This window comes from Fibrobacter sp. (assembly GCA_017503015.1).
Classification (GTDB): domain Bacteria; phylum Fibrobacterota; class Fibrobacteria; order Fibrobacterales; family Fibrobacteraceae; genus Fibrobacter.
This window is the reverse complement of the sequence record JAFVTX010000001.1, coordinates 33,511-59,006: the sequence shown is the minus strand read 5'-3', so window position 1 is coordinate 59,006 and position 25,496 is coordinate 33,511. Positions and strand designations below refer to the sequence as shown.

Sequence of the window (25,496 nt, the reverse complement as noted above, 5' to 3'; positions counted from 1 at the left end):
TTTGACGTTTTTTCGTCATTTTCGGTCGTTTAGCCACTAGCGATGACTTTAGCCCGTGCATACCGATGAAAACGGTTTTTTGATTACAGGAATTATCGACTTTCTGAAAACAGGTGCCGACAAACTTTTGGGCTAGCATAAGTCATTCACGCCAGCGTATAGCTTTTATCCAGCAATTTCTTGATTTCGGTTAGCGGCACCGTTCCGTCAAGGATGACCGTTACCCAGCTTTTCTTGTTCATGTGGTATGCGGGGAGGTAGCCGGGCTTTTTCAGGAGTCCCGGCAATTCCTTCGGGACTATCTTGAAGTTCGCCACTTCGATAATCTCGTCGCCCTTGAGGCCAACTTTTGATTTTTCGACAGTCCCCAATAGGCAATACCATTTCTTGTTTTCGTGCTTGCGGATGGCGGCGAATTGCGGAAACCGTTCCCACAGATATTCGGGCTTGTCTCCGTATTTTTGCTCCGCGTAGCCAATCAGGTCGTTCGCTGATTTCCTTTTGAAAATCTGCGTTTCGAAGCATTCGCTAATAAATTTATCCGTAATGGCAGAAACTTCTTTGCGGATGCGACCCACGAGGGACCCCTGCACGGAAAGCACCGAAAACAGTAGGTATTCTTCGCCGGAATCGTTATCGAACACCTTGACTGAAACTTTCTTGCCCCGTCCCACTCTGATTTCAAGACGGAACTGTCCGCCAAGTATTTCGCGGACGAGCGCATAGTTAGACCCTTCCTTCGTGAACCCGAAAGGAATGAGTTTCTTGACAAGGAGTTTCTTGCCGTTGAATTGTTCTTCGATGCCTGTCACGTAAGCAAAAAATAGATAAAATCCTTGCCAACGGAAAAATTTTTTCCTAAATTCGCTTGCGAAATCAACGTGTAGCGGTCCCGCATAAGTCCAGTTGTATGGCTTTGCGGGCTTTTTTTATGGCGATTCCGCGCGGTTTCGCCAAGAGGAATTTATGAGCGGAAAACAGAAATTCACTTTCCTTATGCTGTTACTTGGCTTGCTTTCGGCATTTGGCCCCTTCGTGACAGACCTTTACTTACCGGCCCTTCCGAGCCTTGCCGATTACTTTGCGGCAAGCCCCTCGATGGCGCAACTGAGCCTCACCATGAGCATGCTGGGGCTTTCGGTGGGGCAGCTCTTTGTAGGCCCACTGAGTGACAAGTACGGCCGCAAAAAGTTGTTGCTAGTTTGTCTGTTGCTTTTTGTTTGCGGGACTGTCGCCTGCATTGTCGCACCGAACATCGTAACCTTCAACGTGTTTCGTTTGTTGCAGGGCATGGCGGCATCCGGCGGTATCGTGATTGCTCGTTCCATTTCGGCGGATTCCTACCGCGGCCCGGTGCTCACCAAGTTCCTTGCCATGGTGAGCGCGGTGAACGGAGTCGCCCCGATTGTAGCCCCCGTGCTGGGTGGTTTCTTGCTGAATTTCATGAGCTGGAAAGGGACTTTCGCGGTGTTGCTCCTGTATGGTGCTCTGCTGCTCTTTATGTCAGGAAAATTTCAGGAATCGCTCCCGGTAAAGCGCCGCAGCAAAAAATCCGTCTTGGCAAGCTTTAGCTTGTATACAAAAGTGTTCAAGAACCGCACCTACGTTTTGTATTTTCTAGTATGCACATTCCCAATGATTATTTTGTTCGGGTATATCGCCTCTTCGCCGTTCATTTACCAGAAAATCTATGGACTTTCGCCTGTAGGCTTCAGTCTCTGCTTTGCGCTGAACGCGTTGTTTACGGCGTTCGGTTGTGCGTTGTCGGGTAAAGTCGGCAGCGAACGCAGGGCTCTTAAAATCGCGGGCGCGGGGATGCTCGTTTTCGCGATTGCCGTCGCTGCCGCCCTCTTGACACACGCTTTACTCCCGCTTGTGCAGGTTGCCTTCATGGGGCTTACGTTCATGTTCGGCATGAGTCAACCCCCCGCAAATGCATTGGCATTGAATGCGGAACGCGCAAATGCAGGCACCGCTGCAGCGGCCATCGGGGCATCGGGCTTCTTGATGGGCGGAATCGTCTCTCCGCTGGTCGGCATGGGGGACATTGCCACGAGCGTTTTGATTGTCCTTGTTGTGGGTGCCGTTTTGACGCTTGTTTCGGTTCTCGCCAGCGGTTCACTATGCGCAAAAGGCATAGTGAGTCATAGCAAATAAGTATTTTGAATCGCTCGCACAATTATTTATATTGTGTGTATGCGAAACATTGTACTTATAGCGTTGTTCTTTCTGGTCGCCTGCAGCGATGCCGCAAGCCATTCGACGCAACCCGAAACCCAGACGCCGAAATCGTCCGCCAGTAAAACGCCCGACGCAGTGCCCGCAAGTTCATCGGCCAGTTCAACATCTAAAGTGGGGGAGGCTCCCGTGAAACTCAAAATCCATGTGAACGATACCGCCTTCACGGCAACGTTCGAAGAAAATTCCTCCGCCAAGGCCTTCGCCGAATTCCTTGCGCAGGGCGACCTCACGCTCGACATGCACGACTACGGCAGTTTCGAGAAGGTGGCCGACCTGCCGCGCAGTTTTCCGCGCAACGACACGCAAATCGACACCGACGCGGGCGACATCATCCTTTATCAGGGCAACTCCATCACCATCTACTACGACAAGAACTCCTGGAACTTCACGCGCCTCGCCCGTATCGACAACGTGAACAAGAAACGCCTCAAAGAAATCCTCGGAAAAGGGAACGTGAAGGCGACATTCTCGGTGGAATAAACGTCCGAAAACTCTAACTACCCCTTGTTCTTTTTTGTAACCAAATTTTTACTTTAAATTTCTAGTTGTTCTATTGACATTACAACGATAATTGGATATATTTTGTGTTGTAACAATTAAAGAACAACTGATTAAAATCAAACAAAAACGGGCTTGGCCCAAGGAGATTCAAAATGGAAAAGAACAATTTCAAGACCGTAAAACTTGGCAAGGGCGTCGTGGAAGTCTACGATTTCGGCGCGGTCAAGCTGCACGCCTACAAGACAAACGACCTGATAACCGACGAATGTTTCTTGCTGGAAAAGGGCGGCAAGATGTTCATGGTCGAAGCCCCCTGTTTCTTCGACAACATCAAGGAACTGGAGGCCTACATCAAGGGCCTTTCGGTTGAATTCGTGGGCACGGTGATTGCCTACCATGGCGCGGGCGCGACTTTCATGAAGGGGGCTCCCGTGTACAGCACCCGCCATGCCGACGATTACAACCATAACGGGGGAGGTGCGGCCCTGGTCAAGAATTTCACGGCGGCTTTTGGCGATGCGTTCGACTGTTCCATCTACGCGACGACAGACTTTATCGAAGGCGAGACTTTGAATTTGGCGGACATCGACATGCGCATTGTCGCGACCCAGGAGGCATTCGATATCGAGTTTCCCGAAATCAACGTTGTCTACACCCACATGATGGGCCACGACGTCCATTCCATCGTGGCAGGGAGCAAGCACGCCGATGCCATCATCGCGCAGCTCACGGATTACATCGACCGCGGAATTTCCCTGATTCTCACGTCACACTACACGGTGGAAAATCTGGAAGATGCCCGTGCAAAAATCCAGTACCTGAAGGTGATGAAGAATATCGCCCTCAAGAACGTGAACCCGGCGGCATTCAAGAGCGCCATGAAGCAGGAATTCGCGAACTACTCCGGCGAAAATTACCTGGACATGACGGCAGGAATGTTCTACAAATAGGCCAAGGCACGCGTGAACGCGGGCAACAATTGTTAAATTGTGGATTATGAAAGTCAGCGTTCGTTTTACGGCGGCGGTCCATACCTTGCTTTGCATCCACTTCTTCGAGGGTTCGGAACGGGTGACCTCGGAATTCATATCGGGCAGCACCGGCGTGAATGCGGTCATCATCCGCAAGGTCCTTTTGCAGTTGCAAAAGGCGGGCCTGGTAGAGACGGCTCCTGGCGTAGGGGGCTCTCACCTTGCGCGTCCTGCCGACAAGATAACGCTCCTGGATGTCTACAAGGCCATCAACGATAACGACGAGGAACGGATCGTCTTCAGTTTCCACCCGGAACCGAATCCGCTGTGCCCCGTAGGCAAGAACATCCACCGCCTGCTGGACCCGGCCCTGAATTCGGCGCAGATGGCGCTGGAAATGGAACTGGAGAAGACGACCCTGAAGGGTCTCGCCGCACAACTCAAGACCGCCCCTGAACCGTCCGGGAGGAAACATGAACCAAGCAGAGCGCAGACTATTCCTGATAAAGTATCTATTGGCGGAAAGTCCCAGGTACAGCGGCACGACCATCCCCGCGGACGCCGAAGGACAGAAAATCCTGCTACGTTCCTTGATGAACGTGCGGGAGGCCGCCCCCGCAAGCGATGAATTCTACAGGATTCAGGACGAATACCTGCAGGAATCCATCCGTGACCGCGGAATAACGGACATTGCGGACATCGAAAGTGTTGGCAGGCGGTTCAGTGCGGGTGCGCCAGACTTGTTTGGCGATTCCTTGTTCCTGTGGCACGGCGACATCACCACCCTCAGGGTGGATGCAATCGTGAATGCGGCAAACAGCGGCATGACGGGTTGCTGGCAGCCTTGCCACAGCTGTATCGACAACTGCATCCACACTTTCGCGGGAGTTCGTCTCCGTAGCGCTTGCGACGCCCTGATGAAACGGCAAGGGCACCCCGAACCTACGGGACAGGCGAAAATCACGCCGGCCTACAACCTGCCCTGCAAATACGTGCTGCACACGGTGGGGCCAATCGTGGGCTACGGCCTTACGGAACGGGACTGCGAGTTGCTGGAATCGTGCTACAGGAACTGCCTCGAAGTTGCGGCCCGGAACGGTGTTGAATCTATTGCCTTCTGCTGTATTTCTACAGGTGTATTCCGTTTCCCGCCGGAACGTGCCGCCCAAATCGCGGTGGATACGGTGCTGGAATGGAAACGCCGTACGCAAAACCCCATGAAGGTTGTCTTCAACGTTTTCAGCGAAAAGGACGAGGCTATCTATGCGTGGATTTTTGAAAAAATCAACGGATGATTTTTCTGCCGAAGTATCGAGACTGAAAAAGGCGCTGGCAAGGGCGGAGGCCGTCGTCGTGGGCGCGGGCGCCGGACTTTCAACATCGGCGGGATTTACCTATTCCGGGGAACGCTTTGTCAAGTACTTCGCCGACTTTTCTGTAAAGTATGGTTTTTCGGACATGTATTCCGGCGGCTTTTTCCCTTACGGGACTCCCGAAGAAATGTGGGCCTTCTGGAGCCGCTATGTCACGATAAACCGCTACATGGCCGCCCCGAAACCCGTCTACGAAAACCTCCTGAAAATCCTACAGTGTAAGGATTACTTTGTCCTTACCACCAACGTGGACCATTGTTTCCAGAAAGCGGGCTTTGACAAGGAACGGCTCTTTTACACCCAGGGCGATTACGGGCTTTTCCAATGCAGCAAGCCGTGCCACCCCTGCACCTACGACAACGAAAAGCAGATTCGTGCCATGTTCGACGCCCAGGGCTTTTCAAAAGAGACGGGCTTGTTCGGCGCCATGACCGTCCCTGCGGAACTGTTGCCCAGGTGCCCCATTTGCGGCCGCCCCATGTCCATGAACCTGCGTTCCGATTCCACCTTCGTAGAAGACGACGGCTGGCACCGTGCTGCAAAACGTTACCGCGAATTTCTCGACAGATGTAACGCCATGCGCGGTGGAAACGTGCTGTTCCTGGAACTGGGCGTAGGCATGAACACCCCCGGAATCATCAAGTACCCGTTCTGGCAAATGACCGCCCTGAATTCGAACGCCACCTACGCCTGCATCAACTACGGACAGGCCTACGCTCCCGACGACATCGGGCCCCGCTCGTTATGCGTCGACGGCGATATCGGCGAGGTGGTGACGTCTCTCTTCTAGTGCTCTAGTCGGTGTTCCCGTCGCAAACCGGTAATTATAAAAATTTCCGAACTGTAAAATCGTTAATTTCGGCCGTATTTTTACTATTGCGAATCGGTGATGTTTTATCTAATTTGTATTTAAGAAAGATAGCCCAAAAGGAACATTCCATGAAAAAACTCGCTAGAATTTTTACTCTTGTCTTAACGCTTGCGCTGGCCCTGCTCTCCTTGGTGGGCTGTGCCGAGCGCAACAGGGCCGACCAAAACGCCGATGCGGATTTCTCGAAAAAAGGCGATGTGCTGGTGGTGTATTTCACCTGGTCTGGGCACTTGCGGAGCATGGCGCACTGGATTGCCGACGAAGTCGGAGCCGATTACGCCCGCATCTTGCGCAAGGAAGAATACCCTGTTAGCTACAACGAAACAGTCGATGTCGCCAAAAAGGAAAAGGACGGAAATATTTATCCCGAGATAAACCTCTCCTTGAGCGACGAAGAAATGAAACGTTACAAGACGGTGTTTGTCGGCTTTCCGGTCTGGTGGTACGACGTGCCGATGCCCGTGATGACATTCCTGAAGCAGGCGAACCTGCAAGGCAAAAACGTCTATGCGTTCTTCTCTCACGAGGGCTCCTCTGACGGTGCCGGGAGCCTACCTACGCTCGAAAAGTTAATGCAGGCGAAGGGTGCTGCATTCGACAAGAAGGCCGCCCTTTCTGTGCGCGGAAGCAAGGTCAAGGATTCCGAAAACGTTGTCCGCGATTGGGTGAAGGCGCTCTCGAAATAATAAACGAGGTCAAATCTTGATTTTTCGTCTAGACAAAATAGCGCTTCGTTGGATGGTGGTTTTGGCTTTTGCTTGTGCCACGGGTTCCGCTGCTGTCGAAGCAGATTCCGTAACAACCTCGGTGACTGTCGATACCGCGCAAAAGCTTTCCCCGTTCGATCACTTGGGCCATAACATGTTGCTGAGTGCGTTCGGCTGGCCGCTCGGGTTCCACATGCTCGGTGGAGCGCTTACGTACAAGTTCTCGATGGAAAATAACGACTTGATGGTGGCGCGTTTTGCAGCCCGTCAGGACCAGCTCACGTACGGCATCGCGTTCACTCCCGGCATGATGATGGGGACGTTCTTCCCGATACTCGTCCCCGGCTACATGTACTTTATCAGCGACAACCGCGCGCTGAACAACACCGGTGCCGTCGCCGTGCAGGCCACCGCCGTGGCGTTCCTCTACAACAATATTCTCAAGGCGATTTCGGCACGCGAGCACCCTGACGCAGAACTCAACAGCGGCGAGCGTTCCCGCGATTTCAAGTGGGGGTTCTTCAGGCGCGGAGTCTTTTACGGCTGGCCCTCGGGGCATTCCATGACCAACGCGGCCATGGCCATGAGCATCGCAAGCTACAACCGCGACAAGCCCCTCGTCGTGGCGGGCTGCGCCCTGTATGCGGGCTACATCGCGACAAGCATGGTGCTCGGCGCAAAAGGGGAGGCCCATTGGTTCTCCGACGCCGTCGCAGGAACTTTGATGGGAGCCTCCATCGGCTGGTACATCGGCAGCGTGTTCTACAAGGAAAAAGCCGGCGAAAAGCAGACCCCGCCCAAGGTCACCATCGCCCCGCTATTCTACAGCGACACCAAAGGCGCCGTGCTCAGCGTGAGAATATAAGTTTTTCACTATGCGTCACACGCATAGTGAAAAAAAATATTGCTCAACACGTAAGAGATTCTGCCTTACTGCGTATTTACCTTAAAAAAATATTTCCCTTTCGGAAGTCTATTAAATTGAATGTCGGCAACACCATTTGTACTACGGCGAGCCATCACTTGTCCAATTGAATTGATCGCGAAGACTTCATAGTTTCCTGGTTTGTTGAAGTGAACCGTATAGACGCCATTATCTAATAAAACGGAGTGATGGCTGTTGAGCGAAACCTTTGGAATTTTGCTGGAACTGGAAATCGGGTCGCCGCACGGTTCCTGATTGCAAACATTCGTCCCCGGCGAACTTGCAAGTACGATGTTCTTGACAATCGCTTCGCCCGAGATGCCGGACGCCGTCAGGTAAAAGTCCTTCACGCCACCGAGGCTTTTGAGGTCCGAGCAGTACACCGTTGTCCAACCGTTAGCCACCGACTTTGCATTGGCTGCCACCAGTTCGCATTCCGAAAGAACGGTCCCGTCCTTTTTGCCGTCGCGAATGCTGAGTTTGCCGCCCGTAAGGCTCTTCACCTCGATAGCCACTTCCGTGCTCGTAATGGAATCCAACACCACGTTCTCGAAAATCGCGTAGCCGCCGTCCTTGATGGCGAACTCGTCGTCAGCAGTCAAACGCACGCGGATGCCGTTGTCAAAGCCGTTCGCGGGAATCGTATCGCGGATAATGCGCAAGAAGTCGATGCGGTCCAGTTCCGCAAAATTTCCGTTAGGCAATGGTTCAAGTTCGATGAAGTTACCGCCCCGCTTGAGTTTCGCGGGCACCATCATCACAGACTTTTCGGGGAATGTGCCCCAGGAACCTGTGGGCGGGAGCGTTACCGTCTGTGACTTGCCATTCACCGTCACCTTGTGCGTCGCGGCCGCATCGCCTCCGTTGGCGTAGCGGTAACGCAGCAGGTAATCTCCCGCCTGCATAATGTTCATGGGCAGGAGAATCTTGGAACCTTCGGTATTCACGTAAGCGAGGTATTCCCCGTTCGACGCAGTACTGCTCGAAGAAATCACAAGGTCGCTCGACACTGCGCGGGTCAGCGCGCCGTGTTCGACTTCGGCACTCAAATAACGGCCGAGAAAGGGCTGTCCCATCTCTGCCCAGTTATCGTCGGTAAACACGACGTCACGAATGTGAATATGGTTGTACTTGTCGCCATTCAAATCGTAATAATGGTGCACAAAGCGCACGCGGTTCAGGTCCTGGAAAGCCTCGCCGCCACCTGGCCCCACATAGCGCCCGTAACGCTCCAACAGAATTGTGCCGCCGCCGTTCGCCATGGTATAACCGGCGCGGTCAACATACGGACCAGTCACCTTGTCGGCGCGGCCGTAAGCCGTCTTGTAGGTAGTCTGCTCGATATCCGGGCCCTGCATGCAGCACTTGTCCCATGCGGTAAACAGGAAGTACTGACCGTTATGCTCAATCAGGCTCGGGCCTTCTTCGGCTCCACCGCTCGCGCTGCTCGTACGGCGCGCAATGTTGTAGACGGTCTTGTCGTCACTCGCTTGGTAGCCCGTAGTTGCGTCAAGCTTGATTAGCTGGATGCCGAGCCCGAACGAACCGAACGCCATCCAGTAATTGCCTTCGGTGTCACGCACCACGTCGGCGTCAATTGCGTTGTATTTGTCCGTTCCTTCTTTGGTATGGAAAACATGGCCGTGGTCTTTCCAGCCGTAGCCCGTTGTTCCCGGCACAATTGAGGTCGTTGCGGTATAGCCGATGGCCGAATTGCGCACGCCGAATTCCGACACGCAATAGTAAACGCGAAATTCGCCGTTCATGTAGAAAATATCCGGAGCCCAGATGCCCTCGGTCTTGGGCGCGTAGGTGAAGGCCCACTGCGGAATGGCACTCACGGTGGAGCGGTGGTTCTGCCAGTTGTAGGCATCTTCCGAGGTCCACAGTTGCAGATTGTTATTCGTGCTCATGAGGGCGTAGCCGTCCTCGAACCGTACCATGCTCGGGTCGTGACCAGGTTGCAAATTATCTTTCGCATACCAGTCAGCGGCAAAAGACTGTGCCGCGAAAGCGCAAACTGATAAGGCGAAAAAGTTTAATCTGCAATTCATCCGAACGTCTCCTCTTTTTCTCAAAAATAACACCTTGCCCTAATCATTTTTTGAGGAGAAAAACAAAAAACCTTGACAATTTGTCTAGACGGTTTATCTAGGGATAGTCGCCAGGACGCCAGTAAACAGGGCTTTCCCGTTTTGCGAAATGGTGATGATGTTTTTCGAGTTCTTGAACTGGCGAGGTACTGCGAATAGGTTCCCTTTTTCGTAAACGATGGTTTCGTACAACAGTTTTCCGTGAGGAGAGAATATCCGGATGGTCTTTGGCCCGTGAGCCTGGACTTGCAACAGCCCGTTGTTAAAGGCTATAGCGGTTGGAGCTGCGCTGGAGCTAGACATGCTCGAGCTTGAGCGAGGAGCGCTTGAAGAGCTTGCTACCGTCGAAGACGAGGATTCCATCTCGGAGCTGGACGATATTTCTTCGACGGAGCTGGACGACACCGTTTCGGAAGACGAGACGGACATATTCACGACGAAGGTAATGTACTCCTTGTCGGTAGCTTCGGTGATTTCCGACAGGGAGATTTCCATATCTGAACCGCTCCAGAATATAAATTGGTCAAAGTCCGTCACTTTTCCTGATCCGGGGAAAGCGTCGCTGGCTCTTGCGTACTTGTCCGTTTCGGGAACGGCTTCTTCGATATCCACGTGCATGTGATCGCCGTTGTTGTTGACCGTTTTTTCTTTCCAGACAGATGCCACATAGTCAATATGCCATATCAACATTCCCGAATTGGGTTGCCCTACGTCCCAGTCTTTTTGCGTCCTGTATTCTAGCAGGAACATTTCATCGGGGTTATTCGGGTTAGTAATGCTATAGGCGTTGTTACCGTCGATTTTATCAAGCTTTACTTGGCCTACGGCATAGAGTTCCGTAGGGTTCATCCACCCCAGGGACATCCGCTCGAAGGCAGAATAAAAAGGCGGTGCGCAGTTTTGTGTTCCGTATGAATTGTAAGGGCAGTTGTAATTGCCGTTGTCCATCACGTCCCACTTTTTAGGCGTCTTGCGAGGATTGTTTCCCTTTAAATCGTACATGTCAGGCAACCCGAGAACATGGCTGAACTCGTGAGCGAAAGTTCCTATCCCGCCCAGGATATCCGTGGAATTGTCCTTTTTGTAGGCGTATCCGTCAATTTCGTTGGAACAGGCGTAGCGGTTGGCGTAAATGTCGTTCCCCATATTCTTTCCAGATCGTTTGTTCACAGAATTGCCGATGTACCAGGCGTGGGGCCAGATAGCGCCCACTACGCCGGAATTGTTGGCGCCCACTCCTGCATAGAACATATAGGTAAAATCGATTTCTCCATCGCCATCGTTGTCGTATTTGGAATAGTCAATGCTCTCCTTTTTTTTCAAGGAATCTAGCGCCTCTATTAGTGCGGAGCGTGCCCCCTCGTAGTTTCTGCCGTCGTTACCGCTGGATGTCGTTCCGTAGTCGTTTCTATTCCGAGAAATGGTCACGGGCCCATAGACGTCGAAGGTGGGGCGGAAAAGACCCATGGAATTCTTGACGAAATAATCGCGAATACTTCCGAGGTTGTAATATTCGTTGTACCCTTCCTTGTTCATGTAGTCCGTAAATTGGGACTTGGGGTCGGCACTCTTGAACTTGACATCTTGAAATTGTACGAGGATTACTATGCCGCGAACGTCGCCTTGCGTAACTTTGGGATTATAGCTGGGCATGCGCATCACTTCGCGATAGGCGAAATCCGGCACCCGGTAGTCCATAGGTTCCATAGGGGGATTTTTTTTGAGCAGCAAGCCGTAGATGCGGGATTGGTCAAGACTTGCCAAAAATTCTACATCGGAATCGCTGCGTTCATTCGAGTTGCGGGCGTATATTCCAGAAGGTTCGCCTTCGTTGTTGATGTAGGTGTAATACCCGAGAAGGTCTTCTTTCAAAAAGTAACCGTCTTCGGTCTGCAACACATGGAATTTTTCGTCGCCAACAAAGCGGGCTTCCAGCACGCTGCCGTCGGGTTGTTTCAGGGGGAATGTTCCCTCGTCTGCCGGGACAGCCAGGCAGTAGCTTGCCATCAGCAGCATAAGCATTGTTGTCGAAAAAATTCTCACAATCACTCCTTAGACTCAAAATAATAAAGTATATTACGGATAGGTATGCTCTATATCCATCAATACCCGATTGGACTCATTTTCGGTTCGATTCCCGGAAGGTCCTGAACGCTCTTGGCGAAACCCGCTTGCAAGAGGGCAAGCTTATTGGCGCTATGGAGACTTGCGGGTTCCAGGATTTGGAGCAGGAGCTGTTGATTCAGGATATTCGCTCCAATTCTGCCATTGATGGGATCCGTCTGGACAAGGCCTTTGTGGAGCAGCAGGTGGCTCTTGTGCAGGAGGGCTCCGCCCAGTCGGCAGACCCTGCGGTACGCATATATCTCGCCGCCATTACCAAGGCGTTCAATCCGTTGACTCAGGAACGCCTGTTTGCATGGCATGCCGCTATGGGGCAGAACAAGGTGGCCAGTTTTCGCGCTGTACCCAGTGCGGTCCAATACCGCCAGGGTGAGCTCCAGCTGGATTTCGAAGGGCCGAATCCGGAACGGCTGGAGCAAGAGGTGGAGCGCTACATCCAGTGGATGGAAAGTTCCAGCATGGACGGCGTCATCAAGGCGGCGGTGGCCCATTTCTGGTTTGCGACCCTCAGGCCTTTTGCCGATGCCAACGGCCGCTTGGCAAGGCTCCTCACCATCGTGGCCCTTGCCCGCAGCGAGCAGACCACCCGTTGCCAGTTCTCCCTGAACCAGGCTTTTCTGGAGCGCCGTGAAGATTATTTTAAGATTCTCAACGCGACCCAGCGCGGTAACGGCGACTTGACGGAATGGATTCTCTGGTTTATCGAAACATTGCAGGCTGCCATGTCGAGCACTCGGGAGCGCATTCTCAAGGAACAGCGCAAGACGGCCTTTTACAACCGCCATGCCGGAGAGGCTTTTGACGAAAAGGACCAGAAGTTGTTTACCGCCCTATTTGCAGGAACGCTTCCTGCAAGTTTTACCGCCAAGGAACTGGCGGCAATTATCGACCAGAGCCACGACACGGCCCTCCGCACTATCCAGAAACTCATCGCCAAGGGCATCTTGAAATCCGACGAGAAGGGCGGCCGCAGCCAGAAATACTCCTTGGCGTAAAGCGAAACGAGGGTCAGCCCTGAACTAGTTCTCTAAAATCTAGCCCGAACGGTCAAATGTGAGCCGTAGGTGACTCGTATTAACGAGTCGCCGAAGGCGAGAGCGAGGGCCAGCCCTGAACTTGTTCTCCAAAATCTAGCCCGAGCGGTCAAAAAAAGACCCGCTTTCGCGGGCCTTGATTTTCCAAAAGAAAAGCTTGATTACCCTTCTTCCAGGGCTTCCTTGAATTCGTCCACCGTGGCGATGTATTCGTCGATCATGTCGGGCTTGGAATCCAGGTGGGCAAGAATCTTATCCAGGTGTTCCTTGTTGAACACGGCTTTGAGTTGGCGGCTGGCGTGACCCTTGTAGCCCCATTCCTTGAGGATTTCGTCGGTGACCACGAAGGAATCGTCCATAGACACGAAACGCATGGGGCCATAGACAGCCCAGTTGTGTTCCATCTGCATGCATTCCGGTTCCTGCATTTCGGGGTTGGCCATGTAGCGCTGGATATGGCGGGTGCGAACATCCTTGATCTTGTCGATGCGCATATAACCCATGATCAGGTACTTGTTGCGCATTTCGGAATCGCTGAGGCCTTCGTAGCGGGTGCCGAACAGAATGTAGCGGCTCTTGGCACGGACGATGGCGTTGATGTTTTTCACGTTGCAGCAGCTCATGAGACCGTAGGTGCTGGTCTCGTAGTTGGGTTCATAGAAGAAACCCTTGCCGTTTTCGTTCAGCTGGTCGCGGACGGGCATTTCGGACTGGTGACTGGTCTCCACATAGAGCAGGCTGCCGGCGGCGTTGCCACGGTAGTCTTGCCAACCTTCAAGATTGATTTGTGTCTTAGGCATTATTCAACCCCTAAAAAAGTGATACATAATAAAAAAACCAGCGGACCTAAAAAGGTTCGTTATTTACGTTGCCAAAATACAAAAATCAGTGCTAGAGGGTGAGGGCTTCTGCCGAAATATCCTTCATTCCGAACAGATTAGCCCCTTTTTCGAAGAATTTGGCGGTGTCCGTAGTCAAAAAGCGGGTCTTGCCGGACCGCGAAAGCCGGGCATCCATCTCGGAGTGGCGGTTCAGGTAGTCGACGGTCTTGTCCGCCACAATCTGGCCCTGGATGACCAGGCGCACTCCTGCTGGGAGTGCCTCCCGGATTTCCTTTTCCAGCAGGGGATAATGGGTACAGGCCAAAAGGACGGTGTCTATTTCGGGGTCTTTTTTCAGCAGGGTGTCCACTTCTTTCTTGACGAAAAAGCGGGAGCCTTCCGTATTCATCTCGCCGTTTTCTACCAGGGGAACCCACATGGGGCAGGCGTGCTGGGTGACCTTCAGTTCCGGAAAGAAATGGCTGATTTCTATCTGGTAGCTGTTGGACGAGACCGTACCTGCGGTAGCGAAGATGCCGATGTGTCCTGTGCGGCTGAACTTGCCGATTTCTTCGGTAGTGGGCCTGATGATACCCAGCACCCGCTTGTCCGGAAACTCTACGGGCAACACCTGCTGTTGGATGCTCCGGAGCGCCCGGGCCGATGCCGTATTGCAGGCGAGAATCACCAGGGGGCAGCCCCTGTTGAAAAGTTCCCGCACGCACTGGAGGGTGTAGCGGAAGATGGTCTCGAAACTCCTGCTCCCGTAAGGCGCCCGGGCGTTGTCGCCCAGGTACAAGAAGTCGTATTCGGGCAGGGCCTTGCGCAAGTCCTGCAAAATCGTGAGCCCGCCAAATCCGGAATCGAAGACGCCTATCACAGGGCGGCCTCCATGCGGGAACGGACCAGGGGCATCAGTTCCTTTCTCGGGTCGTTGTCACCCTGGCGTTTTTCGATTTCGCCTGCATCGATGGGTTCTAGAATCTGTACGCTCACCTTGCAGCGCCCGGTATTCTTGCGGCGTTCCCACACGGCAGATGTTCCGCGGATAACCACAGGGAGCACGATAGCATGTGCCTCTAGCGCAAGCCTGAAACCGCCGCTCTTAAAGGGCGAGAGTGCTTCACTTTTTCCGCGAGTGCCTTCGGGGAACAGACAGAGCCGTGGTGCCCGACCAGAGGCCATGGCTTCGCGAATCAGCGCTCCGCCGCCACCTTTTTTGCGGTTGATAAAAATGCAGCCGATCTTGTGCATCCAGAAATTGAGGAATGGGATGAACCTGAGCGAAGCCTTGGCGATGAACCCTACAATGCGTTCGATGGAAAGAAACATCACGGGAATGTCGGCGTAGGAATTGTGGTTTCCCATGACAAACACGGGGCGGCTCCAGTCCACCTTGGAAAGTATCGCCTGGTCTTTTATTTCCAGGTCAACCCGCAGCACGTTCATGCAGAATCGGGAGAACTTCTGGATTTTTCCTTCGAGCCAGGTGTTGAAATTTTTTCCGTAGGCAACCAAGATAAAGGGCAGCGCGAGAATATGCGCAAGCATATAGCCAAGCACTACAATTACCACGTATATTCTAAACAAGATAACAGGCATAGTCCATCGGGGTTGCTTGGGGTAGCGGGGCAGGAACCTGGATGGTTTCAGTTTTAGCAGTTTCCCTTTCCAATACCTCTGCTTGCAATATAGCAAAACCAGGTAAGACTCGGCACGGGTCACCCCAACGTAATACAGCCGCCTTTCTTCGTCCATCTGTGCCTTGCGCTGTTTTCGGTTACCTTCGCACTTGCCCGGCGTGAATCCTTCGGCAAGTCCCGCGTAAAAGACTACGGCGTACTGGAGGCCCTTGGAGGCGTGCACCGTCTCGATATGGATGCCGTCTTCTAGCACTTCGTCGCCTGCCATGGGGTCGCCGGCGATGGGCAGCTCGCATTCCCGCAGGGCCTCTTCGAAGTATTGCCGAAGCCGGTTGTACCGCACCAGAATGGCGAAGTTTTTCCATTGGAGTCCGTAGTTTTCGCGCAGGGAATGAATGGCGGTCTTTATCTTTTCGATTTCTTCGATGGGGTTGTCCGATACCCAGACTTCGGGCTTGCGGTTTTCGGTGAAAATCCTGTTGCCACCGGAGCCCTTGGGGTTCCCTGCCCGGAGAACCTTCCGTAATGTTACGGGCTTGTTCACAAAAATATCGTTGGCCAAATGCAGCACGTTCGGTACGGAGCGGTAGTTCCATTCCAGACGGATGAGGGTACTGTCCTTGAAGTCCGCCTGGAAACGCCGGATGTTCCCGATGTCCGCTCCGCGGAAGCCGTAGATGGCCTGGTCGTCGTCGCCTACCACGAACAGGTCCTTGCGGTTTCCGAGAATGTTCTTGACCAGCCTGTACTGGGAAGGGTTGATGTCCTGGTATTCATCTACCAGGATTTCGGCCCACAGGGACTGAAAGTATTCTCTTGCCTTTTCGCAGGTTTCAAGCAGCCTGATGGCGAGGTAAATCAGGTCTTCGAAAACCACGTTTCCAGACAAAATAACGTTTTTCTGCAGGGGTGAAATTTTTTTCTTGATGGCGCCCGGCAAGTCTTCCGAAAAAAGTTCCTCCCGGTTCAACTTGGCGGCAGGAATCTTCCGCCTTGCCAGTTCCCGCAAGAATTCCCGCTGGTCCGTTTCCTTGGGAGTGGGAATCTTGTTGAACCCGAGAATCTCGTAGGCAAATCGCTCTCCGATTTTCTGCTTGAGCATGAACAGCGCGAGGGAATGGAAGGTGCAGAGCCGTACCCCTGCCTTCGGGAAAAGTGCTTCTACCCGCTCCCGCATTTCGGCGGCGGCCTTGGCGGTGAAGGTAAGGGCCAGAATCTTTTCGGGCTGTACCCCGCTCATGATGCGGTACTGGATCCGCTTGGTCAGTACAGAAGTTTTGCCCGAGCCCGCTCCTGCAAGAATCAGGAGAGCTCCGTTTTGTTTATGGTCGTGCAAGACGGCCATACGCTGGTCGCCGTTCAGACCTTTCAAGATGCTTTCGGCATCCATAGGTTACCGTGTGGAATGCGGCGCCCCGAAATTTGCGCCTGCGGGATATGGGAAAGGGACTAGGTGGTTTCCTTGTCCGAAACATTCGGGTGACCGCCCAGCAAAAAGGCGAAGCCTCCGAACAGACTCAACAACAAACTTACAAAATAAGCCAGCAGCTGGATTACCACCGATTCGAGACCGGGCACTCCGGCGCGGGCAAACAGGGACTGGGCGAGCAGTTCCCTAGGGCCAAACCCGCCGATAGAAATAGGCAGGGCGCTTACGATAGCGACCAGCGGGATGTAGTAGAAATACCAGGAGATAGAAAGTTCCACGCCGACGGCGATACCGCAGAAGAAGTGCACCAGTATGCGGAGGGCCTGTGTCACTGCCGAAAGTCCACTGATGCGGGCCCACAGTTTTGTCGAGCGGAACTGCTGGAATCGCTCGAACATGTGGATTAGCCGGCTATTGATTTTGGCGGGGAAAATCTTTTCCAGGATTTTGCACAGGAGCCTGCCCAGCCTACGGCTGAACAGGGAGGCGAACAGGGCGCAGAATCCCAAAAAGATCCAGAGCGACGGCCACATGAATGCCCGCTGGGCCTCGTCGTGCATAAAGAACAGGAGACCAACCGCCAGGGCGAATAGGGTAATGAAGAAAAGTCCGAAAAGCCTGTCGAAGAAAGTGGCGGTGAGTCCGGCGCCTACGGTGTCTTGACCGCCCTGCATGCGGATATCGTAAATTTTCTTGGCGTCGCCGCCTACGTTTCCGGGCATAAAGTTGTTGAAGAAGAGACCCACGTAGTAAAGCTTCAGCAAGTGGCCGTACTTGAGATTCACGTTCTGCTTTTCTAGCAGGAGTTTCCACTGGAGGCATGCCGTAAAGTTGGACGCCGCAAGGCAAAGGATGGCCGCAAGCAAGGGCCAGAGGCTCTTGGCATCGAAAAGCTGGTAAAGGTCATCTACGCTCCACTCCGGGTCCATCACGATGTTCCTGCAGACAAAATATGCAGGGACGATGGTCACCACCAACTTCAGCAAAAAAATCAGGGAAGACTTCAGACGGCTATTCATCGGGTCCCCCTTCGGCCACCCGATGACGGATGACGGTATCTTGCAGCAGGTTGAACGTCAGGTCGGCAGCGGTATCCCAGCGGAATTCGTCGGCATAGACACGTGCCTCTTGCGAAAGCCTGGAGCGCAGTTCGTCGTCGCCATAAAGGCGTTCCATTTCCATGGTGCAGGTGTGGGCATCTCCCATGGGGAACAAAAGACCGGTTTCGCCGTTCTTGACGCTGTCGCGAAGTCCCGGCACATCGCTTGCAATAGTGGTAGTGCCAAGCTTTGCCGCTTCTACGACGGTAAGACCCCAGCCCTCCTTGAAGCTCGTCTGCAACAGTGCCACGGCGTGACGAAGCAGCTGCTGTTTCTTGGAAGGACTGACATATCCCAGAAGCACCACGCGATTTTCAAGATTGCGCTGTTTTAGCCAGGCGGGGATCTTTTTCAGGAGCGGTCCGTCTCCGGCCACCAAAAGCTTGATGTCCGGGTGCTTCCACGCAAATTTTTCAAAGGCCTCCAGCGCCGTCCAGATTCCCTTGTAGCGGTGAACACGGGAAAGCCACAAGAAGTAGGGCAGACCCTCGGCTTCTAATGGCGGCACTTCTGTTGATGGATCGGGAGCGCCTTTGCTGTCGGAGCCGTTGTAAATTACAGAAATGCGCTTGCCGTCAATTCCGATTTCCTTGAGCTCGCGCCTGGTACTCGGACTTACCACGATAAACGGCTGCTTGCGGTAGAACCAGGGGATGGTCCGTTCAAAGGCCCATACCACGGCCGCTACCGGGAAAAACGCCTCGTGGAAAATGGAGCTGCGCCACAGATGGTGCATCTGCACCACCACCGGCTTTTTAATCCAGAACGGCGTATATAGCGGAAGCTTGTTCAAGTCTTCTACCACCACGTCAAAATTGAATTCCCGGTCCAGCTTACGGATGTTCATGGCGACGGTAAGCTGGAACAGCATGTCGCCACCTTTGCGGACGACTTCGATTCCATCGACGGTTTCACGACTTTTGCAGCCAGCAAATGCCGTCGTAAAAAGTACGACCTTGTGGCCCGCATCTACCAGTTGTGAAAAGATACGGTGCAGGTGCTTTTCGGCGCCCCCTGCGGCAGGGTGCAGCCGGTCGCGGTAATTGACCACAAGGATATTCATGGACTAGGGCTTTTTGCCCAGGACTCCTATGCACAGCTGGGTATAGTGCATGATCGGGTTTGTTTCCAGAGAATCCAGAATTTTATCTTTCGCTTTCTGGTATGCTGTTCCCTGCAGCGGATACTTGGGCAACTCCACGCCTACCTTGAAACCGATTTCGCGAAGAATTCGGTAATAGAGGTTCGGGCGCATCCAGTCGCCGTACTCATAGACGCATTCAAAACCGGCATCGGTCATGAGCTTTTTCAGCTGGGGCATGGTGAACTGCTTTTCCCAACCGGCGAACCACTTGTCCATGGCAATCAAGATATGCTTGATGATGGTGTAGGGGTGCACTGTTTGCGGTACGTCGCAGAGGCAGTGCCCGCCGTGCTTTAAGATGCGGAAGTTTTCCTTGATGAGCGGGAGAGAATCCTTGAAATGTTCCGCTAGCCCTTGATGGAAAACCAGGTCGAAGGTGTTGTCGGGGAAAGGCGCCTTGAAGGCGTCGCCACGGATAAGTTTCAAGTTGTCGTACAGATTGTCTTTTGCCCGCAGGCCATCTACAATCTTCAAGCTGTTCTCGGCAAAATCCAGCACGTACACGTCGGCGCCCAGGCGGGCAAGCTCGGCACTGTCACGTCCGGTGCCGGCACCAACTTCCAGCACCTTGAGTCCTTCGAGTTTGAAATTCTTCTTGATGGTATTCAGCACCGACGGAGACGAAGGATACACCTTGTCCATGTCGTTTTTCTGTTTCCAAAAACGGTTCCATACGGACTGGTCTGGTTCTTTTACTGTCATAACCGGCAAAATATACGAAATTGTATCTTGTGGAGTATCAACGAATTACGAAACTTTGGGGCGAATTCCGTCATTTTTACTTAATTTTGTAATAAAAAGATGACAATGTTTGAAATTTGTGACAAAAATTTGTATCTTTGACCAAGGTTTAAGGACGATAAGGGGCGTTTTTTTGCCAAGTTGTAAAATTTTGTTCTTTTGGCATACAAGTTGCTCAAAAAAAAGCGATATTTAGAGAGACAAGGTTAAAGAAATGCATATTGATTCAACAGATACAACCCTAAAAAGATACCTCGAAGACATTAGACGCACAGCCCCCCTCTCCCGCGAAGAAGAACAGATTCTTTTCCAGAAGGCGAAGGAAGGCGACAAGATTGCTAGAAAGAGACTGATTTCTGCCAATATGCGTTTCGTTTTGAAAGTGGCCATCCAGTACCGTGGCTGCCCGATTCCGCTGCCGGACCTGGTGAGCGAGGGTGCAATGGGCCTGGTGCGTGCCATCGAGTCCTTTGAACACACCCGCGGCCTCAAGTTCATCAGTTATGGCGTGTGGTGGATCAAGGCCTACATTACCCGCGCCATCAACGAGCAGGGTAACCTGATCCGCTTGCCGGCAAACCAGCACCTGCGCGTGCGCAAGGCCCTGCACGAACAGAGCCGCGGTAAAGAGATTAACGAAGAGATTCGCGAACTTATCCAAATCGGTCAGCGCGGCGTGTCCTTCGATAGCCCCCTGAAGGCGGACTCCAAGGCCACATACGCCGAAGTGCTCCCCGACAATGGAGCGTCCAATCCCGAGGCCGATTCCGAAATCCAGAGTGTAGAAAGCCTTGCCCGCGACCTGATGGAACAGCTCCCGGAGCGCGAAGCGAAGGTCATTACCGGCATTTTCGGTATCAACCAGGAAGCTCCCCAGACGCTTCGCGAAGTGGGCGAGTCCATGAACATTTCCCACGAACGTGTCCGTCAGTTGCGCGACCAGGCGCTTCGCCGTATCCGCAAGTACAACAGCAAGGAATTCCTGCAAGAAAAGAAAGACGCGTTCTTGGCAGCGATTAATAAGTAAATCGCTGCCATGCGACGCAAGGGGCTTTGCCCCCTGGACCCCTTTCCCAGAGTCAGGTCACGATTAACAAATAATAGCCGCTCCATGACGCAGGGGGCTTTGCCCCCTGGACCCCTTTCCCAGAGTCAGGTCACGATTCATTACCTCCATGGAGGCTCGCCCAGACGGGCGGGCCTTTTTCTTTTTGTATATTCTTTCTGTATGGAAAACGATTCTTTGAATATGGACGCTGGCGGTGTGGATGCCGTCGTGACGGACAGTTCCGTTGCGGTGTTGGATTCTACCGCTGCGCCGGAAATGCCCACGCCGGAACAGCTGGGAATTTCTATAAAGGCGGGGCCCGAAGGTGGCCTGCCCGCCATTACTGTAGGTGATACTTTTGAGTTTCCGGTGACGGTCTCCTGGAGCGTGCAGGGAAGCGCTCTCCTGGTAGTGCCAACGGGTTCTGCCAACGCGAAGGGTTTAACCCAGCTGGGGGTGTCCCAGGAGTCGGCACGGTCCGTAAAGGATGGCAAGGAAATCGCCTCCATTACCTTTACATACAAGATTGTGGCACAGGATACGGGCAATCTGCACATTCCCGCCCTTAAGTTCGAAATCCCGACGCAAGTGGGCCAGCCCCTTGACTTGCGGAGTGAAAGCGTGGACGTGCGCGTAGACGAGCCTTTCAATCCGCTACCGTTTGCGGTAGGTGGGATTGTTGCCCTTTGCGTTCTGCTGGCCGGACTCTGGCGTGTCAAGCGTCGCGCCGCTGCACGTGAGGCCGTTGCCGCAAGGAATGCGGCCGACGAGGCCTTGCGTAATCAGATGCTGGTCTTGAAACAGCGCGTCAATTCCGCCGATAGTCGCGAGTGGCTCTTGGAGCTGGAAAGTATCTGCAAGGGGTATGTGGCCCGTAAATTCGGGACGGCGACCGCCGACCCGGTCAATCTCGACAACCTGGTAAAAGAAGGCAAGCTAGAAGGCTGGGAAACCCTTGTGGAAGAATTCGCCCACGCCCGCTACGGCGGCGGCAAGCGGGACAGTTTCGAGAACAGGGAAACCTGGAAAGCGGCCATGCGCCTTATGGGCGTGGAAGAAGAATGAACGAGGCCGTGTCGCCATTTCTTTTGTTATGTTTATGAAAGACAGAGGGGGGTGATTTAGTATGAAACTGAAAGCAATTTTTTTGCTCATTTTACTTGTTTCGCTATTTTTTGCCGCCTGTTCCGACGACTTTTCGGGATCGCCGGATGAGGAAATTTCCCGAAATGTCCAAAAACAAATGGAGGAACGCCAGATCATGGACAGTATCGTCGATGGTCGGTCGACAGCCATTCGCCTAGACTTTACGCCTAATGACGGGTACAGGATATATATTCAAAGTGCTCGTATGACTACGGATATGGCTGATACCACCGAGATCACCTCTTATGTGGCCCAGGCGTTAGTCGAAATTCCCTTTAAGGATACTACCGTATGTAATTATTCCAATACGAAAATTCTGTTTGACGGAAAGCCCTTGGGGGGAGGGGTCGAGACGACTCCGTATGGAACGGGGTTTGTGGCCCGGGACTTTATGAAGGCCTATGACCAGACCCATACCATTACCATCCAGTTGGATTCGCTGTTGTGCGGAAATATTCGTGAAACCCATGTTCTGGTTCCCTCCACAAAGCCTGGCGCGATTGCCTATACCGAATTAGGGTTTGATCCTCAGGGATTCGACCTGCCTTACCCCAGGGGACATTTTTTTGCCAAGGTTCATGCGGCTTACTATTGGCCCAATTATAAGGTGTGGGTCGACACCGCGAATTCCAAGTGCTTCTTGAAGACCGCAACCAATACTATGGATTTGGATATGACGTTTGAGAAACTGGCCGAAGATGATTATCACTATCCCAGTGCATTTGTGGCGGTGCATGATAGCTTAAAGCTTGAAAATTTTCTCCAGGGGGATACGGCAGCCACATTGAATTGTGCGCTGACTTACCAGAGTTGGATGGTTCCTGCCAAAATAGATTCGCTGAAATACGAAACCGAGCCTGTAACCTTCAAGAAGGCTCAAAAATTCCGTATCACCAAAGCTTATTGGCATGGAGGAAGGCTTATTTTGGAGGTCAAAGGAGAAAAAAATATATCCAGGAACATCTGGGTAAAGGTTGTAAAAGACGGTAAGGCCGAATATCGCCATGTGCGTCGCTACGAAGAAAATGACGCTGGCCTTGACTTCATTTTAATTCCCGTCGCTGACATTTATGACGATCCTACATCGTCTACGGAGAAGGATTCTGTTCAGGTTCTAGCCACATTTTGGGCAGAGACTTTCGTTCTAGACGAGGAAAGGCAAATCCGGGAGCAATTGGATTATAGTAATTTTATATTCGATAACAGTGTGCCCTACGACACCTTGGCCCTGGCTAAAATTTTTGAATCAGTTCCGTATACCGACGGTGCCGTGCCTTCTGATTTTTATTACATAGATATGATTAAGGTTGGTGGCTATGTTTCGGAAAATGATAATTACTACTAAGTCATCCTTGTGGCTGTTCTTGGGATTTTTCTTGGCCTCTGCTGTGGCTTACGCAGGGGAGTATTCCGGGCCTACCCGCAAGGCCTTTATGCAGGATTGTACCCGAGAGGCAAACGAGAAGGAGTGCCTCTGTGTGCTGGACCAATTGCAGGGAAAATACAGCGAGAAGGTCTATCTGGCCCACAATGCCGATATGCAGGAAGGAAATGAGGACCCGGAATTCATTTCCTTTATGATGGGCGCTGCAATGAGTTGCGTCTTGGCTAGCGACGATGTGGGCGATGCCTTGGCCGAGGGCTCCGGGGAAATTTCAGATGACGACATGAAGCTGCTTTTTAATGCCATAAAGAAGGACTTGCCCAAGAAGGATTTTGTCAAGGGGTGCGCTCCCGAAGCGAAGGCGGTTTTTGGCGAAAAGATGGCCAACAGCGTGTGCGGCTGCGCCTACGACCGTGTGGTGGGGGATTTCGATCGCTTTGCGAAGATGGTCAAGGAAGAGGGCGCGCCTGGAGCTTCCAATGCGTGGGGCGCAGATTACATTATCGAGTGCACGCCCGAGGGGTATTCTCCCGATGTGGAGAAGAACCTTCTGAAACTTTTGAACGAAAATGGCGTGCCCAAGTCGGTGGGGCAGTGCTTTTTGAAAACACTTAAAAAAGAATATACCCTCAGGGCCCTTGTGGCCGCTTCCGTAAAAAACAGCGAAGCCTTCCAGATGATTATCATGGGTCTTGCCATGAAATGTATGGGTGAAATCTAGGGGTATTGTGCCAATACTCATAAGGGAATAATGCCGAGTTCTGAAAAATTCCGTGACCACGTTTTGGAACAGTTCAACGGAAAACTGGTTGAAGGTGGTTTCCGCGTGACCACCCGCAAGATGATGGGCGAATACATCCTCTATGCCGACGGGAAAATCTTCGGCGGGATTTACGATGACCGCCTGCTGGTGAAGCCCGTGCCCGCGGCCGTGGAAATGCTCCCCGGCGCAAAGAAGCAATTGCCCTACGATGGTGCAAAGCCCATGCTCCGCGTGACGAGCGAGCAGATTGAAGACGGCGCTTTGCTGGTTCGCTTGCTCGAAGCCATGTTGCCGGAACTGCCTGCCCCCGCGAAAGCCAAGAAGAAATAACCGGCATTTTGTCATGCCGGGCTTGTCCCGGCATCACCTTCCTAGAAGCAAAGTGGTCTATTTTATTTGACGAAGCCCGCGAATAGGCTGATGGAATGAATCCGGGTTCTGCCTAGATATTCTATTTTGTAGAAAATGTTTCGCGGAATTTTATGGATTGTCTTGGCGGTGTGCGCCCTGCTCTTGGCGGGGTGCTCGAGTCATCCGCCTTCTGCTGCACAGTTCATGAATATGAAAAATAAAAGTTTTGGCTTTGGTTCTGGAGGAACACTGCGAACAGGTGATCTTTATGATGGAAAATGCAATAATTATGATCATAATGATTATTTTTGTGTTGAAGAAGCAAGGAATTTAGATCTTGCATTTTTTTATCGCATCCATTATGGTGTGTTCGGTTTATCGCTTGAAAATTTTACTCCCAATTTGCATGCAGGTTTTCTTAGTCAGTATGTCGGATTGCAAGGATGGGCTTGGACTGGGATGGGAGCAGTGGAAGAACGCTATGGACGCGGAGGCTCGTTTTATGGGGGTGTAATGCTAATAGAGGAACTGCCGATAACTGAAAAGTTTAGAATAGGTGCCAGTGAACATATTTCGCGTAACGTCTATAAGGTCGATGAAAATTTGGGTGGTCTTAGTTTTTGGTCTGCTGATGCTTTTGGGGAATATGGTGTCGGTGCTTATGTTTCCTTCTGGGGTGCTTCGCTAGAATACCGTTATGGGCGGGAAATAGGGAAATCCAACAATCGTTTTTATTTTACGTTGAATTACTTGTTTGGTTTGAAGGAAAAAACTCCAGAAGAAAAACAACGTCGTCTGGAATTGAAAAGTGCATTGAATCGGTACGAGGTGTTGCGTTCGGAATTGAATGTGCGAAAGGAAAAAGTGAAGTGGCTTATTCGAACAAAGGAGAGTCAGGGGTCTGTTACCGAAGAAGAAATTGAAGAAGAGAAACGGCAGCTTCAGGAATTGAGAAGGGCCGCGGATCAGCAGAAAATGAAAGTTCGAGAATTAAAAAACGCAAAACACTTTGACTTTTGATTTTTTAAGATTGGGCAAGCACTGCTTGCCCGATTTGGCAATCGTCGCTTGCCAAATTTATGTGTG

General features: G+C 52.3%; 22 protein-coding genes and 1 pseudogene. 14 read left to right on the top strand and 9 right to left on the bottom strand.

Going from position 1 to position 25,496, the window contains the following annotated elements; genetic code table 11:
• Positions 1 to 146: 146 nt before the first annotated feature.
• Positions 147 to 812 carry an MmcQ/YjbR family DNA-binding protein gene (locus IKB43_00275; protein MBR2468582.1) on the bottom strand — a complete coding sequence of 222 codons (666 nt, stop codon included), beginning with the start codon at positions 810 to 812 and terminating at the stop codon, positions 147 to 149.
• Between the two features lie 154 nt (positions 813 to 966).
• Between IKB43_00275 and IKB43_00270 the strand changes: the two genes are divergently transcribed.
• The 7 genes from IKB43_00270 to IKB43_00240 all read left to right on the top strand — a co-directional run bounded on the left by IKB43_00270 (position 967) and on the right by IKB43_00240 (position 7,529).
• Entirely contained in the window at positions 967 to 2,157 is a 1,191-nt protein-coding gene (locus tag IKB43_00270) for a Bcr/CflA family efflux MFS transporter (GenBank protein MBR2468581.1), read from the top strand.
• Positions 2,158 to 2,367: 210 nt separating this feature from the next.
• The gene (locus IKB43_00265; protein ID MBR2468580.1) at positions 2,368 to 2,721 is read left to right on the top strand and encodes a hypothetical protein; all 354 of its coding nucleotides are present in this window, start codon (positions 2,368 to 2,370) and stop codon (positions 2,719 to 2,721) included.
• A gap of 173 nt (positions 2,722 to 2,894) precedes the next feature.
• The gene (locus tag IKB43_00260; protein MBR2468579.1) at positions 2,895 to 3,692 is read left to right on the top strand and encodes a hypothetical protein; all 798 of its coding nucleotides are present in this window, start codon (positions 2,895 to 2,897) and stop codon (positions 3,690 to 3,692) included.
• A 494-nt stretch (positions 3,693 to 4,186) separates the two neighbouring features.
• The gene (locus IKB43_00255) at positions 4,187 to 5,008 is read left to right on the top strand and encodes a protein-ADP-ribose hydrolase (GenBank protein MBR2468578.1); all 822 of its coding nucleotides are present in this window, start codon (positions 4,187 to 4,189) and stop codon (positions 5,006 to 5,008) included.
• Positions 4,977 to 5,876 carry a hypothetical protein gene (locus IKB43_00250; protein ID MBR2468577.1) on the top strand — a complete coding sequence of 300 codons (900 nt, stop codon included), beginning with the start codon at positions 4,977 to 4,979 and terminating at the stop codon, positions 5,874 to 5,876. The genes IKB43_00255 and IKB43_00250 overlap by 32 nt, the downstream gene beginning before the upstream one ends.
• 149 nt (positions 5,877 to 6,025) lie before the next feature.
• Entirely contained in the window at positions 6,026 to 6,643 is a 618-nt protein-coding gene (locus IKB43_00245; protein MBR2468576.1) for a hypothetical protein, read from the top strand.
• A gap of 16 nt (positions 6,644 to 6,659) precedes the next feature.
• Positions 6,660 to 7,529 (top strand): phosphatase PAP2 family protein, encoded by an 870-nt coding sequence (locus tag IKB43_00240; GenBank protein ID MBR2468575.1) that lies wholly within the window; start codon positions 6,660 to 6,662, stop codon positions 7,527 to 7,529.
• Between the two features lie 65 nt (positions 7,530 to 7,594).
• Here the strand turns inward: IKB43_00240 and IKB43_00235 are convergent, their stop codons facing one another.
• Both IKB43_00235 and IKB43_00230 read right to left on the bottom strand, forming a co-directional pair.
• The gene (locus IKB43_00235) at positions 7,595 to 9,643 is read right to left on the bottom strand and encodes a family 43 glycosylhydrolase (GenBank protein ID MBR2468574.1); all 2,049 of its coding nucleotides are present in this window, start codon (positions 9,641 to 9,643) and stop codon (positions 7,595 to 7,597) included.
• Between the two features lie 93 nt (positions 9,644 to 9,736).
• Positions 9,737 to 11,725: a M6 family metalloprotease domain-containing protein gene (locus IKB43_00230; GenBank protein MBR2468573.1), complete on the bottom strand. Its 1,989-nt coding sequence runs from the start codon at positions 11,723 to 11,725 to the stop codon at positions 9,737 to 9,739.
• A 45-nt stretch (positions 11,726 to 11,770) separates the two neighbouring features.
• Between IKB43_00230 and IKB43_00225 the strand changes: the two are divergent.
• A pseudogene (locus tag IKB43_00225) lies at positions 11,771 to 12,801 on the top strand (Fic family protein).
• A 200-nt stretch (positions 12,802 to 13,001) separates the two neighbouring features.
• Here IKB43_00225 and IKB43_00220 read toward each other — a convergent pair.
• The 6 genes from IKB43_00220 to IKB43_00195 form a co-directional block, all read right to left on the bottom strand.
• On the bottom strand, positions 13,002 to 13,640 hold the full coding sequence (locus IKB43_00220; protein MBR2468572.1) for a hypothetical protein: 639 nt from the start codon (positions 13,638 to 13,640) through the stop codon (positions 13,002 to 13,004).
• 91 nt (positions 13,641 to 13,731) lie between these two features.
• On the bottom strand, positions 13,732 to 14,541 hold the full coding sequence (gene murI, locus IKB43_00215) for a glutamate racemase (protein ID MBR2468571.1): 810 nt from the start codon (positions 14,539 to 14,541) through the stop codon (positions 13,732 to 13,734).
• Positions 14,538 to 16,694: a UvrD-helicase domain-containing protein gene (locus IKB43_00210; protein MBR2468570.1), complete on the bottom strand. Its 2,157-nt coding sequence runs from the start codon at positions 16,692 to 16,694 to the stop codon at positions 14,538 to 14,540. The genes murI and IKB43_00210 overlap by 4 nt, the downstream gene beginning before the upstream one ends.
• A 59-nt stretch (positions 16,695 to 16,753) precedes the next feature.
• Entirely contained in the window at positions 16,754 to 17,752 is a 999-nt protein-coding gene (locus tag IKB43_00205) for a flippase-like domain-containing protein (protein MBR2468569.1), read from the bottom strand.
• The gene (locus IKB43_00200; GenBank protein ID MBR2468568.1) at positions 17,745 to 18,896 is read right to left on the bottom strand and encodes a glycosyltransferase family 4 protein; all 1,152 of its coding nucleotides are present in this window, start codon (positions 18,894 to 18,896) and stop codon (positions 17,745 to 17,747) included. Before IKB43_00200 ends, IKB43_00205 begins: the two co-directional genes overlap by 8 nt.
• 3 nt (positions 18,897 to 18,899) lie before the next feature.
• Complete coding sequence (locus IKB43_00195; GenBank protein ID MBR2468567.1) at positions 18,900 to 19,679, bottom strand: class I SAM-dependent methyltransferase; 780 nt, start codon at positions 19,677 to 19,679, stop codon at positions 18,900 to 18,902.
• A 253-nt stretch (positions 19,680 to 19,932) separates the two neighbouring features.
• Here IKB43_00195 and IKB43_00190 point away from each other — a divergent pair, with 253 nt between their 5' ends.
• The 6 genes from IKB43_00190 (at position 19,933) to IKB43_00165 (ending at position 25,430) form a co-directional block, all read left to right on the top strand.
• Complete coding sequence (locus tag IKB43_00190) at positions 19,933 to 20,745, top strand: sigma-70 family RNA polymerase sigma factor (GenBank protein MBR2468566.1); 813 nt, start codon at positions 19,933 to 19,935, stop codon at positions 20,743 to 20,745.
• Positions 20,746 to 20,946: 201 nt separating this feature from the next.
• On the top strand, positions 20,947 to 21,831 hold the full coding sequence (locus tag IKB43_00185) for a hypothetical protein (protein MBR2468565.1): 885 nt from the start codon (positions 20,947 to 20,949) through the stop codon (positions 21,829 to 21,831).
• A gap of 61 nt (positions 21,832 to 21,892) precedes the next feature.
• Complete coding sequence (locus IKB43_00180) at positions 21,893 to 23,257, top strand: hypothetical protein (protein MBR2468564.1); 1,365 nt, start codon at positions 21,893 to 21,895, stop codon at positions 23,255 to 23,257.
• Entirely contained in the window at positions 23,241 to 24,017 is a 777-nt protein-coding gene (locus tag IKB43_00175; protein ID MBR2468563.1) for a hypothetical protein, read from the top strand. The genes IKB43_00180 and IKB43_00175 overlap by 17 nt, the downstream gene beginning before the upstream one ends.
• Before the next feature lie 30 nt (positions 24,018 to 24,047).
• Positions 24,048 to 24,389 (top strand): TfoX/Sxy family protein, encoded by a 342-nt coding sequence (locus IKB43_00170; GenBank protein MBR2468562.1) that lies wholly within the window; start codon positions 24,048 to 24,050, stop codon positions 24,387 to 24,389.
• Positions 24,390 to 24,524: 135 nt separating this feature from the next.
• Positions 24,525 to 25,430 (top strand): hypothetical protein, encoded by a 906-nt coding sequence (locus IKB43_00165; protein ID MBR2468561.1) that lies wholly within the window; start codon positions 24,525 to 24,527, stop codon positions 25,428 to 25,430.
• Positions 25,431 to 25,496: the final 66 nt, after the last annotated feature.